At 42.0% G+C, this 14671-nt stretch carries 12 protein-coding genes and 1 riboswitch; of the genes, 6 read left to right on the top strand and 6 right to left on the bottom strand.

Annotation, left to right across the window (positions count from 1 at the left end):
* The 3 genes from AC0L13_RS08955 (at window position 1) to AC0L13_RS08945 (ending at window position 3219) form a co-directional block, all read left to right on the top strand.
* Complete coding sequence (locus tag AC0L13_RS08955) at window positions 1-444, top strand: hypothetical protein (RefSeq protein ID WP_473646098.1); 444 nt, start codon at window positions 1-3, stop codon at window positions 442-444.
* A gap of 70 nt (window positions 445-514) precedes the next feature.
* On the top strand, window positions 515-1807 hold the full coding sequence (locus tag AC0L13_RS08950; RefSeq protein WP_473646096.1) for a YheC/YheD family protein: 1293 nt from the start codon (window positions 515-517) through the stop codon (window positions 1805-1807).
* Between the two features lie 29 nt (window positions 1808-1836).
* Window positions 1837-3219, top strand: coding sequence for a UDP-N-acetylmuramoyl-tripeptide--D-alanyl-D-alanine ligase (locus AC0L13_RS08945; RefSeq protein WP_473646093.1), 1383 nt, complete (start codon window positions 1837-1839; stop codon window positions 3217-3219).
* A gap of 51 nt (window positions 3220-3270) precedes the next feature.
* Here the strand turns inward: AC0L13_RS08945 and AC0L13_RS08940 are convergent, their stop codons facing one another.
* The 3 genes from AC0L13_RS08940 to plsY form a co-directional block, all read right to left on the bottom strand.
* Window positions 3271-4665, bottom strand: coding sequence for a C40 family peptidase (locus tag AC0L13_RS08940; protein WP_473646091.1), 1395 nt, complete (start codon window positions 4663-4665; stop codon window positions 3271-3273).
* Window positions 4666-4868: 203 nt separating this feature from the next.
* A complete protein-coding gene (locus AC0L13_RS08935) occupies window positions 4869-5162 on the bottom strand; it encodes a HesB/YadR/YfhF family protein (RefSeq protein WP_473646088.1) in 294 nt (97 codons plus the stop codon).
* Between the two features lie 36 nt (window positions 5163-5198).
* Complete coding sequence (plsY, locus tag AC0L13_RS08930) at window positions 5199-5801, bottom strand: glycerol-3-phosphate 1-O-acyltransferase PlsY (protein WP_473646085.1); 603 nt, start codon at window positions 5799-5801, stop codon at window positions 5199-5201.
* A gap of 253 nt (window positions 5802-6054) precedes the next feature.
* Here plsY and parE point away from each other — a divergent pair, with 253 nt between their 5' ends.
* The 3 genes from parE (at window position 6055) to AC0L13_RS08915 (ending at window position 11827) form a co-directional block, all read left to right on the top strand.
* The gene (parE, locus tag AC0L13_RS08925) at window positions 6055-8025 is read left to right on the top strand and encodes a DNA topoisomerase IV subunit B (protein ID WP_473646083.1); all 1971 of its coding nucleotides are present in this window, start codon (window positions 6055-6057) and stop codon (window positions 8023-8025) included.
* A complete protein-coding gene (parC, locus tag AC0L13_RS08920) occupies window positions 8022-10448 on the top strand; it encodes a DNA topoisomerase IV subunit A (RefSeq protein ID WP_473646080.1) in 2427 nt (808 codons plus the stop codon). Before parE ends, parC begins: the two co-directional genes overlap by 4 nt.
* A 152-nt stretch (window positions 10449-10600) precedes the next feature.
* Complete coding sequence (locus tag AC0L13_RS08915) at window positions 10601-11827, top strand: MFS transporter (RefSeq protein ID WP_473646077.1); 1227 nt, start codon at window positions 10601-10603, stop codon at window positions 11825-11827.
* A 124-nt stretch (window positions 11828-11951) separates the two neighbouring features.
* On the opposite strand, the gene AC0L13_RS08910 is transcribed toward AC0L13_RS08915, so the two are convergent.
* From AC0L13_RS08910 to fni, 3 genes are all read right to left on the bottom strand, one after another.
* Complete coding sequence (locus AC0L13_RS08910) at window positions 11952-12329, bottom strand: rRNA methyltransferase (RefSeq protein WP_473646074.1); 378 nt, start codon at window positions 12327-12329, stop codon at window positions 11952-11954.
* Between the two features lie 5 nt (window positions 12330-12334).
* Window positions 12335-13150, bottom strand: coding sequence for an LAGLIDADG family homing endonuclease (locus tag AC0L13_RS08905; RefSeq protein ID WP_473646072.1), 816 nt, complete (start codon window positions 13148-13150; stop codon window positions 12335-12337).
* A 120-nt stretch (window positions 13151-13270) separates the two neighbouring features.
* A complete protein-coding gene (gene fni / locus AC0L13_RS08900; protein ID WP_473646070.1) occupies window positions 13271-14305 on the bottom strand; it encodes a type 2 isopentenyl-diphosphate Delta-isomerase in 1035 nt (344 codons plus the stop codon).
* 172 nt (window positions 14306-14477) lie between these two features.
* Window positions 14478-14625: riboswitch (FMN riboswitch) on the top strand.
* The last annotated feature ends 46 nt before the right edge of the window (window positions 14626-14671 follow it).

Genomic DNA, 14671 nt, shown 5'->3' with positions numbered 1-14671 from the left:
ATGGGTATGGAATGTCCGTGTGGTGTAATAGTCAATGCGGTGTCAAGAAGGAATAATGTTCGCTTCAATGGACAAATGGGGACCGTCAAAGGGGACTTGACGTACATGGCGAACGTATGTGCAACGAGACTGGAATCGTCGACATTGTCCTTAGAGTTCGTTGACACAGAAACAATGGGTGGTGTGAATAGCTTCACGTTTGAGGCAAATTCAATCACTTCCGTAGATTGCAATAGACAAGGTCAAAACTGTGAAGTGACCGTCACCGGAACGGGACTTATCAACGGTGTTCAGTTTCCATTTACAGCGGAATTCAGAGACCAAGTCGCCTCGGCGAACGTAGACATCGTACAAAGTTTTGTCATAACTGGTTTCTTCAATCAAAATGGTGCAGCACCGGTTGCACAAGGTTCGATTATGGCGCTCGGCTGCAATGATGATTGATCATTCATGGACTCCCGATCTCGGTCGGGGGTTCCAGCTCTTTCGGATAAACGTTAAAGGAGGGTAGTCTGTGAAGGGGATACGGGGTCGTTATGGTCAACACGAAGTGTTGGAATCAGATTCTAACTTATCAATGCATTTGTTGGAAACAAAGCTGTTATCAGAAGAGGCGTTTTACAGTTTTCTCGCAACACACAATTGTTTCATTATCAAACCGATTGTAGGGGCGCAGGAAGTCCTCATTTCAGTAACTGATGCGATTGAATTGAAAACAGGAGATCAAATTTTACGTTTTAGTAACAAAGAGGAAATATACGATTATTTACGCAAGCAAGTTTGCATAAGAAAATATTACATTATTCAAGCTGTGCCGATGAATCCTTCCACACTCTGCCTATGCCGTATCACCCTTCACAGAAAATCCCCTGAAGCCGTCTGGAAAATCGTCCATAATACTTCTGTAAATGAAAACTGCGTTTCTGAACATCTATTTTTTAAATGGAAGTTGAATACTTTCTTACTAAATACAGCAAAACTATTAGGCACAGCTTATCCAAGCTGTCAAACGATCATCGTAGATATTGCTAAATACGGAGCCGAACAGTTTTGGCTTACCGATACAGTTTTACATGAACGCAATAGCAAATGGAGTCAATACCACTCACTTCATCAAAAAAAGTCATTACGACCATTCTTGCCAGCTACTGAATTATGCACAAAACAGACATTGCTTGTCTACTTGAACACCTACCCAGAGGTGATCATCAAGCCATGCGTAGGGCAACAAGGAAGAGGAATCGTAAAAATATCGATGACAGGAGATATGACTTTCGAGGTGCATGAGAAACAAAACAAAACATTCAAAGATGATTTTGACCAACTATACAAATATATATATGAACTGTATCTTTCAAAAAAAGATTATATTGTTCAACAACGTATTTCTCTTTCAGAAATCAATGGAAATCCATTTGATGTGCGGGTTATCACTCAATTCGATGAAGGAAAATGGATTGTTACAGGGACGGTTGTGAAAGTGGCGGCGAAAGATTATTTTGTTTCAAACCGGGCCAGTAATTTGCTTACATTGGAAAACGCATTATTCAAAGCGGAAAGTGATATTTCAATTGATCGATGTGCTAAACGGATTGAAACAGTTTGTAAAAAGGCGTCAAAAAGACTTTGGAGAAACAATGGAGGACTTTCGATTATCGGATTTGACATTGGAATCGATGGCAAAGGGGCGGTATGGGTGATTGAAGGGAATTATGCTCCATCTCTATCTATGTTTTACATGTTTGGCAACAATGAAATCCACGAAAAAGTTTCTTACTATATAAGGAAACATAAAAAGAGTGACTGATTGAAATTCGATGGAAGGGAGGAAATGCAATGAAGCCGATAGCTGTCAACGACATTAGGAAAGTACTCGGAGGAAAAATCATTACCGGACCGGTAAATTGGAAAGTGGAAGATGCCATCTATTATAAGCGCCATGATCATCTGAGACGAAATTCCCTTCTTTTTGCAAGCAAGGGGGATGCTATTAATTGGGTAGCGATCGATAAAAAAGGCCCTTCCCTTGTCATCACGGATAAGTCCTCAATTGATGTGAAAGACGTGTTGCCAAATACGACAGTCATGCAAGTGACGAGCCTAGTGCAAAGCTATTGGAAGTTCATCGATTACTATCGGAATCTGTTTCAAATACCGGTTGTAACGATAACGGGAACTTGTGGGAAAACGACTACAAAAGATATGATCAAACATATGCTCTCTGGCATGTGGAATGTGCATGCATCGCTCAGCAGCAAAAACGAACCGAGACGTTCATTTCCATATTTAATGGGAATTGATGAACATACGAAAGCTGCCGTTTTCGAACATGGCCTCGGCAATTCAGGAAATATAAAACACCAATGCATGATTTATCAACCGACGATTGGAATCATTACGAACATCGGTGTACATCATTTGGACGGGTGTGGAAATCTGGAAGGGTATATAAGGGCCAAAGGGGAAATCATCGAGGGCATTAGGGATGGTGGCACACTCATATTAAATGCAGATGACCAGAACAGTAAAAAGTTGAGGATCCACGGCTTCCGAGGAAAAATAATCTACTTTGGCACCGATGAAAAATCTGATTTCAAAGCTTCCCGAATCGCATATGGGGATGGCGGGATGGACTTCATTCTCCATACGAATCACAAAGAATATAACGCTTTTGTTCCAGGCTACGGAGAGCACCAAGTTAGCAATGCACTTGCAGCGTTCGCTGCGGTTCATGAAATGGGAATGGATTTGAAAATTGCGATTCAACGGCTGAGAACATATAAAAACATGGGTAGGCATTTGGAATTCTCGAAAGGGAAGAACGGCAGCACCGTTATTGATGATACATGGACGAATAATCCGACATCAGTGGAAGCTGCACTCAAGGTGATTGATTCGATCGGGAAAGGGAAAAAGGTCATCCTTATATTAGGCGATATTAATAGGCTTGGAAATTTCGAAAAGAAATATCATCGAGAAATCGGGAGCTTAGTTGCCGAACGGAACATCCATACACTCATTACAATCGGTAAAAAGGCAGAAGAAATCGCTAGGCAAGCGATACGGGACGGTAGTACAGCAAATATAAGGATTTTCGATAAAGTGGAGAAAATCGGAAATCGATTGGATCATTTATTCGATGACGAAACTCTTGTGCTGATCAAAGGGCCAATGTCCAGCCGTGGCATGATTGAATTTGCAAAGTCATTGAAACGATAAATGAAAAAGAAGCATCTAACGACATAGCGTTATGATGCTTCTTTTCTTATATTAATTAAGGACGCGGCGCGCTTTCACAAAGTTCTGCGTTGCCCATTTGGAAGAAAGGCTTTGTTGTACTACTTTGCCAGAAGTGGAAAGGCTTATAAATTGATTGCCACCAATATAAATGCCCGTCTGGTTTACTTTTGTTCTTTTATTATCCAAAGAGAAGAAAAGAAGATCTCCTTTTTGAAGATTGGATTTCGAAACAGCTTTTCCAGCTTGCGCTTGCTGACTTGCCAACTTGCTTTTCAAATCGATTCCTTGCTTTTTATATACATAATACGTGAAACCCGCACCTGTAAATGTCAATGTGCTTTCATTGTATCCATATCCGAATTTCGTTTTGTTCGTCAAGCTGTTTGCGAAATTGACAACCTTGTCTGCCGCTGATGTTGAAGTCGTGCTTGACGGTTTAGACACAGTTGGAGTTGTCGTTGACGGTTTAGATACGGAAGGAGTAGTTGACGTATTGTTCGTGAACACTCTTTTCGCAGTAATGTAATGATCTTTGTAATAATCTACAAGCATTACTCGCGTAATCACACCACCTGAATTCGGGAGGACAAGACGATGATCACCTGCATAAATAGCGACAAGGCTAGGAGTAGTTGACCCTTTCACGCTATTGAAGAAGACAAGATCACCTTTCTTCAAGTTAGAACGGGAAACAGTTGTCCCTTTGCTTTGAAGATCTTTTAAGCTTGAAGCATTCAATGTGACTCCGTTGTTTTTGTATACATAGTTAACGAAACCGGTGCTCGTAAACTTCTTAGTGCTTTCATTGTTCACGGATCCGATCGTTGCTTTATCTTTCAAATCATAGGCGAGGCTGACAATTTTGTCGCCTTTCGTTGCCGGATTTGATGACATCAAACTAGGGAGCACACGGCGTGCACCGATATAGTTTTCTGTATAATATGGTTTGCTGTTCAAATCGGAAATGATGATGTTTTGTTTAGGATCTGCCATGTGGATGACTTTGTTATCACCGATATACATAGCGACGTGATCTGGAATCTTCGATGCCTTACTACTAAAGAAGAGAAGATCCCCTTTTTGCCATTGCCCTTTTGCAACCGCGGTGCCTTGCTGCATCATGAAGTCTTCATTGTATGTCGCAAGATCTACGCCATTTTTCTCGAAGATATACATAAGGAAAGTGGCGCAAGAAAACTTATACGGATATGTAGGCTTGTATACCGCCGTACTATATGTCGATTTTCCGATCAAGCTCTTTGCCGTTTGAATCAATTGCTCTGCTTTTGCTGCAACAGCCTGTTGCGATGTTTGAGATGTTATCGTGGCGGCAGAGACTGTTTGTGATTGATCGTACGAAGGAATGGCCAGGGAGCTGACACTGACACAAGTGATTAATGCTGCTGAAAGAAGTTTACGTTTCATGTTTTGCCTCCTGAGATTAGTGATGTCTTACCTGAGACTGATAGTAGCATGGAATATGAGGATGGTTGGGAGGGAATATTTGCCTGAGGAAAAGTCGGTTTGCGAGACTGCAAGCCAGTAGAAGACTTATCGGACTTCTTTACAAATAGATTACAGCGTAAAAATGGGAAATTACGGAACGAAAAAAGCGTGTGGCAGAGCCATCACGCTTTTTTATACGTATAAACAAGTTCATTCAATTTGGGATTGACGTCTACATGGAGGTCATGTTCATCGAAAAACCAGTAATCCCTATTTTCAATATAAAAATGTACACCGGCCATCTCCGTTTCGACCGCCAATTCGTCAGGCTGCTCTTTCATGACGCCGAGCGAAAACCCATCATGCAATGGACTAGATCCGCCATATCGGGCAAAAAATTTAATATAATCGCCGGTTTCAGCTTCCATCTCTTCCGTAAACCATTTCAGTGCATCATCCGATAAAACGATTTTCATTTTGTATCCCGCCTTTCGGTTTCTGCTTCCATTGTATTATAACCATTTCACTTTTGGCTCAGTTCCTGCTTTGATCCTAGCAATATTCGCCCTATGCCGATAGAAAATGAAAACACCCATCAGCCCGACGATGATCATCAGATAAATATCTCCTGTCCATACATAGTAGGCAATGCAGTAAATGAATCCAACTACTGCCACGATCATAGACGATAGGGATACCATCTTCGTGATTTTTAAAGCAAGGAGGAACGTCAGCAGTACGATAATAAAAATAGGCCAGTTATAGCCGAGCAACACACCACCCGAAGTGGCAACCGCTTTACCCCCTTTGAACTTCGCAAAGATAGGGAACATATGGCCGATCACTGCGCATACACCAAGTAGAAGTGGATGGATTTCTGCCGAACTGAAGTAAGGCAAAAGGGGAAGTAGCACGGCAGCTGTCCCTTTTAAAATGTCGAGGATGGTGACGATCAAACCTGCTGTCTTTCCTAAAACCCTGAAAGTGTTCGTGGCACCAAGATTTCCGCTTCCATGCTGCCGTACATCGGTTCCATAGAACAGTTTACCGACCCATAATGCAGATGGGATTGATCCGAGTAAATAAGCGATTAGTATAAGAATGATAATTTCCATGGCGCTCCCCTTTATTAAAATGAGTATATATGTGTTTTTAGTTTAGCAGAACAGATGAATACCGACAATGGAATGTGTCAAGTAATGTAATAAGCATATTGTCTAGATTTTCCTCATCTCATTGCATTCAGGAGGTTTCTTCTATACAATTAATTGAGCGAGCTTCCTGAAACGTTGATTTGACAAGCTTTACAGGAAGCGATACGATAGTATATAAAGAAAAAGAGAACATTCGTTTGATGGGGGTTGCGATTTGACGAAGAAAGAAGAAATTTACACATATGATGATGATTCGATTCAAGTGCTGGAAGGCCTTGATGCTGTAAGGAAACGCCCAGGAATGTATATCGGTTCCACGGATTCCAGGGGGCTTCATCATCTTGTCTATGAAATCGTCGATAACGCAGTTGACGAAGCACTTGCTGGATATGGTTCTGAAATTGACGTTACGATACACAAAGACGGCAGTATCGGTGTTCGCGACTATGGACGCGGAATGCCGACGGGAATGCATAAGACGGGAAAACCAACAGTAGAAGTCATTTTGACCGTCCTTCACGCTGGCGGAAAGTTTGGGCAGGGAGGTTACAAGACGAGTGGCGGCCTGCATGGCGTAGGCGCATCAGTCGTCAATGCCCTTTCCGAGTGGCTTGAAGTGACGATTTTTCGTGATGGAAAGAAATTCAGGCAACGATTCGAAAATGGCGGGAAACCGGTTACTACATTAGAAGAAATCGGAACGACACGGGAAAAAGGGACATTGATCCATTTCAAGCCGGACCCAGCGATTTTCTCAACGATCAAATATCAATATGAGTTGTTGTCAGAACGTTTACGGGAGTCTGCATTCCTTTTGAAAGGTTTGAAAATCGACCTAAAAGAAGAAGGCACTGAAAAGCATGATGTTTTTCATTACGAAACCGGCATCGAAGCATTCATCTCCTATTTGAATGAAGAGAAAGATACGCTACATGATGTTGCATATCTCGAAGGGGTAGCCGAAGGAATTGAAGTGGAATTTGCATTTCAATTCAGCGATGGCTATTCTGAGACGATCCTTTCATTCGTCAATAATGTGCGAACGAAAGATGGCGGAACACATGAAACCGGCGCGAAGACCGCAATGACACGGGTATTCAATGAATATGCGAGGAAAACCGGCATATTGAAGGAAAAAGATAAAAATCTAGATGGTTCAGATATCCGGGAAGGTATATCTGCGATTATTTCTGTCCGAATTCCTGAAGAGATCCTTCAATTCGAAGGACAGACGAAGGGGAAATTGGGAACGAGTGAAGCAAGGACGGCAGCGGATGCAATTATCTCCCAGCAGTTGCTCTATTTCTTAGAAGAGAATGCCGAGCTAAGCGGAAATCTGATCCGAAAAGCGATTCGTGCCCAACAGGCTAGGGAAGCTGCGCGCAAGGCTCGTGAAGATGCGCGTACCGGGAAGAAACGCCGCCGGTCGGAAACGCTTCTTACTGGGAAACTGACGCCTGCTCAATCGAGGAACGCTTCAAAAAATGAGCTTTATCTAGTCGAAGGGGATTCTGCCGGCGGTTCAGCTAAACAGGGCCGAGACAGAACTTTCCAAGCGATTTTGCCACTCCGCGGTAAAGTAATTAATACTGAAAAAGCTAAATTAGAAGATATTATGAAAAACGAAGAGATCAATACGATCATCCATGCGATTGGCGGAGGAGTCGGCGCTGATTTTCAGATTGATGATATCGCTTACGATAAAGTAATCATCATGACCGATGCCGATACCGACGGAGCGCATATCCAAGTGCTTCTTCTTACGTTCTTCTATCGCTATATGAAGCCGCTAATCGAAGCAGGGAAAGTATTCATCGCACTTCCTCCGCTCTATAAAGTCTCAAAAGGGACAGGCAAAAAGGAACAAGTCGAGTATGCATGGACGGAAGCCGATCTTGACGATGCAATCAAAAAAATCGGCCGTGGCTATATGCTCCAGCGTTATAAAGGTCTCGGTGAAATGAATGCCGATCAATTATGGGATACGACGATGAATCCTGAAACCCGTACACTTATCCGCGTCACAATAGAGGATGGTGCACAATCAGAAAGACGTGTCACCACACTCATGGGAGACAAGGTCGAGCCTCGTAGGAAATGGATTGAAACGAACGTCGATTTCGGTACCGAGGACCATAATATTTTGGAAAATGAATTTTTGCATGTTGAGGGGGATTTTGAATGACTTCAACTGAGCGATTCCAGGACTTGCCTTTAGAAGAAGTGATAGGCGACCGTTTTGGACGTTATAGTAAATACATCATTCAGGACAGGGCGCTTCCAGACGCTAGAGACGGATTGAAGCCAGTTCAAAGAAGGATTCTTTACGCGATGTTCCATGAAGGGAACACTCACGATAAAACATTTAGAAAAGCCGCGAAAACAGTCGGGAATGTAATCGGCAACTACCATCCGCATGGTGATACTTCTGTATACGATGCGATGGTGCGGATGAGTCAAGAATGGAAGCTGCGCCATCTGATGATTGAAATGCACGGGAACAACGGTTCGGTGGACGGAGATCCGGCAGCTGCCATGCGGTATACGGAAGCAAGACTTTCGGCGATTGCAGCGGAAATGCTGCGTGATATAGGTAAAAATACGGTAGAGTTCATCCCAAACTTCGATGATACGGAGCCGGAACCGACCGTATTGCCTTCTCGTTTCCCGAACTTGCTCGTCAACGGGTCAACAGGAATTTCTGCGGGATATGCGACTGATATTCCGCCGCATGCTTTACACGAGGTCATTGATGCGGTACTCATGAGAATGGATAATTCGGATGTATCTGTGGAGGAATTGATGACGGTCTTAAAAGGACCAGATTTTCCTACTGGCGCAATCATCCAAGGAACGGATGGGATCAAGACGGCCTATGAAACAGGAAGAGGCCGATTTGTCATCCGTGCCAAATCGGAAATCGAATCGTTGAAAGCAGGCAAATCGCAAATTGTCATTACTGAAATACCATACGACGTCAACAAAGCAAATTTGGTGAAGAAAATCGATGAACTCCGATTGGACCGAAAGCTCGATGGTATTGCAGACGTACGTGATGAATCCGACCGTACAGGGCTTCGAATTGTAGTCGAATTGAAGAAGGATATGGATGGCAATGCCATTTTACAATATTTATTGAAAAATACTGATCTTCAAGTGACGTATAATTTCAATATGGTAGCAATCTCTAATAGAAGGCCGACTCTTATGTCTTTGCCAATGCTATTGGATGCTTATATCGACCATCAAAAGGATGTCGTTACGAGAAGATCCGAGTATGATATCCAGAAGGCGAAAGACCGGTTGCATATCGTAGAAGGTCTCATGAAAGCTCTATCTATCCTGGATGAAGTGATCAAGACGATTAGAGCATCGAAAGACAAACGCGATGCAAAAAATAATATTATATCGAAATTCGGATTTACAGAAGTGCAAGCGGAAGCGATTGTATCTCTCCAATTGTACAGATTGACGAATACGGATATTACCGAACTCAAAAAAGAGGACGCGGAGCTTAGAAAGTTGATTGAGCAGCTTGACGCCATTCTGAAAAGTGATAAAAAACTTTCAGCAGTCATCAAGAAGGAATTACTTGAAATCCGCAAACAGTTCTCCGAGCAAAGAAGATCTGTCATTGAAGAGAAGATCGAAAACATCAAAGTGGATCTTGATATCCTCGTTCCGAGCGAAGAAGTCGTCGTATCGGTTACAAAAGATGGTTACGTGAAAAGGACGAGCATACGTTCGTACAGTGCTTCAAACGGCACCGGACAAGAGATGAAGGAGTCCGATTACAGTCTGCTAGAAACTGTCATGAATACGCAGCATCACCTTCTATTGTTCACATCACAAGGCAATTACTTGTATCAGCCCGTGCATGAACTGCCTGATATCCGTTGGCGTGATCTTGGTCAGCATATATCAAGCATCATCTCATTGGAACCGAATGAGGAAATCATCTCAGCAATCGGTATCGAAAACTTCGATGACCAAACACTCGTTCTTACCGCTGCAGATAACGGAAACGTCAAAGTATCGAAGCTGTCGGACTTCCAAGTACAACGTTATTCTAGAACGTTTAAAGCGATGAACTTGAAAAAAGGGGATCGGCTTGTCGATGTACAGCTCGTATCGGGTGATGAAGATATCATCCTATTCAGCGAGCAGGCGTATGGATTGCGTTTCTCACTTACGGAATTGTCGGTTACAGGTGTACGGACAGCAGGTGTAAAAGGCATCAATTTAAAAACGAATGATAAGCTTGCATCTATGCTTGTTGTGCGCGACGAAGCGGAATCCGTTTTGATTGCCACTCAGCGCGGCTCCGTCAAGCGGATGGCATTGAAAGAACTTGAGGTCGCAGCAAGGGCACAGCGTGGTGTAATAGTATTGAAAGAGTTAAAAACGAATCCGCATCGGATTGTCGGCAGTCAATTAGTCAAACCAAGCGAAACCGCCGTTCTTTTGACGACTAAAGATGCTAAAATCGTAGTCGAGGCAGGATCGTTAAGGCTTGTCGATCGCTATTCGAATGGCAGCTCACTTGTGGATGAAAGCAAACACGGAAAAGTCATCACAATCTATAAAGAGGCTGAAACGAAGGAATAATGAAAAGCGTCTACTAGCAGAATTAAATCTGCAGTAGGCGTTTTTTCTTGGTCAATATATAGGTAAAGATTACCGTGACAATTCTACGATTTTACCGTATAATAATTCGATAGTCGAAATAAATAACAAAAAATGAATAATGGGGAATGAGTATGTGGAAAAACCGTAATGTTTGGATCATTTTATCAGGGGAAATGATTGCCGGACTCGGGTTATGGACTGGAATCATCGGAAACTTGGAATTTTTACAAGAGAAGATTCCATCAGATTTTGTGAAAGCACTCATATTATCAATCGGTTTATTGGCAGGTATCATTGCAGGTCCAACAGCTGGACGAATTATTGACCAATCGAGGAAAAAGACTGTATTGATTGTAGCAGGACTTGGAAGGCTTGTCAGCGTTGTATTCATGTTACTCGCTATCGGAACAGGTTCTGTCTGGTGGATGGTAGCATTCATCATTTCAATTCAATTGTCGGCAACTTTCTATTTTCCAGCATTGCAGTCGGCAATACCGCTTGTCGTAAAGGATGACGATCTATTGACGATGAATGGATTGCATATGAATGTTGCAACGGTTGCTCGGGTCGTAGGTACGGCCCTTGCAGGTGTCATGCTCGTTTACTGGTCATTGGCTTCGTTGTATTGGGTATCGATGATTGCCTATGTAGCGCTGTTAGGCTTCACATTGATGCTCAAAATCGATGAAGGGGAGGGGAGTGCAGGCTCCCGGAGAAAAGACGGTGAAAAAGGTGGATTCATGGAAGTTTTTCCAGTCTTAAAAGCGTATCCTGCTGTTGGCATGACGCTAATTATGACGATGATTCCATTATTATTTCTCGGTTCATTCAATCTGATCGTCATCAATATAAGTGAAATACAAGACTCTTCGTCGATTAAAGGATTAATTTATACGGCTGAAGGAATTGCCTTCATGGTCGGTTCCTTTGCAGTAAAATTCATTACTCGTAAATGGAAGACGACGGTTATTTTATTTTTCTTTGCGTCAATGGTAGCAATTGCTGAATTCATGCTATATTTTGCAGCTAACATCGTTTTGACATTGAGCGCATTTGCTGTACTAGGTTTTGCATTAGGATGTTTTTTCCCGACAGCAATGGTCATTTTTCAGAAACAAATGCCAAAAGCATACCATGGACGATTTTTCTCGTTCCGCAATATGTTAGAAAGGGTCATGTTCCAATTCGTATTGTTGAGCGCTGGGGCATTTTTGGATATTGTCGGATTACAAGTGATGGTTATTATTTTCGGTCTAATTAGTCTCAGCATGACGTTGTTATTTTTTATTCAAATGAAACGAAGAAATATCGTATTGGAACAACCGAAAACAGAACCTGCAGCAGAAATCATTTTATGATTCGCTGCAGGTTTTATTTATGATCAAAAAATCGGTTTCGTCTCACTGTTACGAGTATACTTTAATGTGATATTTAACTTCCACTAATATATATTATGGCCACGGCACTAAGTGAAGTATTCGATCATACCTCTATTCTATACCTATGACCTTTATTTTTACTATTTTCTACATCAATGAATTGTGCGCTATATTCGATTACATCGTTGATATAAAGTTTGTTTTCCTTTGCCAACTCTTTTATTTCTTCGAAAAGCTCTTTATCGTAAGTTGTTTTATAATGTTCACGGTCCTTCGGTCGTTGTTTTTTATCAAATAAGATCCCATCTTTACTTGATAATAAGTTGATAAAACCGCTTTCCAATAAATAATTGATATGCGTGTCATGACTTTTCGCTAAATCGGTTAATTCGTTTATCAATGCTTTACTTATCGTAGTTCTGAATTCAATCCGAGTTGTATCAATAGTTTGTTGTAATTTACCGTTAACTAATTTCCACATTTGTTTCACTCCAATTCTAAAATGGCTTGTTCAAATTCAGCTGTGTATTGATGTTTAATCATTCTTAATTTTTTGTTCTTGTTATACAGATCACCAGCTCCATCATAAATGATATCAGCTAGTTTAGGAAGGTCTTGTTTTCCTTTTACCCAGACCCGGTAAATGGTTTTCTTAGATTGTGTAACCTCTGAAGTTATTTCCGTTCGCAAATTCCATTTTTGAAATACAGTAAAAAGTCCACCTGCAAACAATTCACTCGCTGTAGTTATATTCATAACATATCCTCGATTTTGCACCCAACCATCTCCGTCTATAACACCTCTTATAAATGCAGGCATGAACTGATCTGGCACGTCAGGAAAAGGTACATTATGTGATTTATTCGGTGTTACACCAAGTTGCTCTAGATCCTCCTTAATCTTTTTTGAATTTATCATCAACATCGGTGTTGTTCTCGTACCGGTTGGTTGTGCAATCGTCGAATTCGCATCCATTAGTTTTGCTACTTTCATCAATAAAGTCTCATCTTTTTGTGCTAAGTATACAGAGTGAACTTTGCTATTTACATGGCCATCCGTAATAAATAATCCCAATACCCAAGCCATCTCATGAGACCATGTTTTGAAGAAATCCTCATTCACTTTATGAATACGCCGACGTCCTACAGGACGCAATTCGACTCCATGCTTAATCAATACATTTCGAATTCCACGATCCGACAACCCGATAACGGTGCAAAGTTTTTCATACGGCAACCCGCTTTTATACAGTTCAATGATTTTTTCGTCTGTCATGCCCGGATTACGCGCCACTTCTCCCATTCCTCCTTTTATGCTGCCTTTACCTATTATACAAACTTATGTTCCTACTTTCAACTAATTGACTGAATGTTGTTTTAACTAAAAAAGACCACTCGTCTTTACAAGTGGCCACTCAACTACTCATCTTTTCACATATTGCACTCTGTCAGTCGCTTGAAGTTCATCCAATGTAGATGCGCCAACGCCAAACATAGCCATGCGCAGCTCTAATTCTTTCGTTTCCATAACTCTCATGACATCTTCTGGAGTTTGTGTCGCTTCTTTCAAGATTGATCTCCCGAAACCGACAATATTAGCACCTAATGCTATTGTTTTTGCAGCGTCCAGGCCAGTCGACATACCGCCACTTGCAACAATCGACTGTCTGCCGATCTTTTCACGAACAGAAACGACACAATCCACTGTCGGTGTGCCCCATACGCTAAACGTTTCTGCTGCAGTCTGTTTAACAGGGTCGGTCGAACGGTATTTTTCCACTTGGCTCCATGATGTTCCACCTGCGCCCGCTACGTCGATGAAAGACACACCGACGTCACACAGCTTTTTAGCTGTCGCTCCATCGATTCCCCAGCCGACTTCCTTTACACCTACCGGAACTTCCAATTCTTTTGTCAGCGCTTCGATTTTCACTAATAAATCCTTGAAATTCAAATCTCCATTCGGTTGAATAACTTCCTGAAGACTGTTTAAGTGAAGCACCAATGCATTAGCATCCGTCATTTCAATAATTTGCCGGCATTGATCAATGCCAAATCCGTAATTCAATTGAACTGCGCCTAAATTGGCGATAATCGGAACGGACGGCGCGTATTGTCTCACTTGGAATGAAGCCCTATGTTCCTCGCTCTCAATTAATGCCCGCATGGATCCTAAAGCTAAAATCCACCCTTTTTCTTCAGCGGCAAGCGCCAAATTACGGTTGATCGTTTCAGCGAAAGCAGCTCCGCCAGTCATGGAACTGATCATGAACGGTGTCGGTCTTACTTGTTCAGTAAATGTACTTTCAATGGAAATTTCATTAAAGTCAATTTCAGGTAAAGCGTTATGAGTGAAATGAACCCTTTCCAGTCCTGTCGTAATATGGTTTCCTGTCACTTTTTCGTTGAGTGTGATTTCAATATGCTCTGCTTTCCGTTGATGGATAGAACCAGTCATTTGCAACATCCCTCTTCCCTAGCACGAAGATGTCCATGAAGCTTCCATCCTCGTTGAACGCCTTTTCTTTACATTTCATTATAGGTTACCTACCTTGTAATTTCAGCTATTAGGATTAAATTATTTGGCAACTAATTTCGAAGTATGTTAAGTTTAAATCGGTCAAATCAAAACGACGCTTCGGGGCAAGGTGAAATTCCTTACCGGCGGTGATCAAGCGCAATGCTTGTCAGTCCGTGACCCGTTCTTCCCTACGGAAGACGGTGGAGCTGGTGTAAATCCGGCACCGACAGTGAAAGTCTGGATGGGAGAAGCTGCTCGAGTTTGATGACCATGCCCAAATTATATATCCGCCCTTTCAAATAT

The sequence above is a fragment of the Sporosarcina sp. QA0331 genome (assembly GCF_055808055.1).
This window is presented reverse-complemented; position numbering and strand designations above follow the sequence as displayed.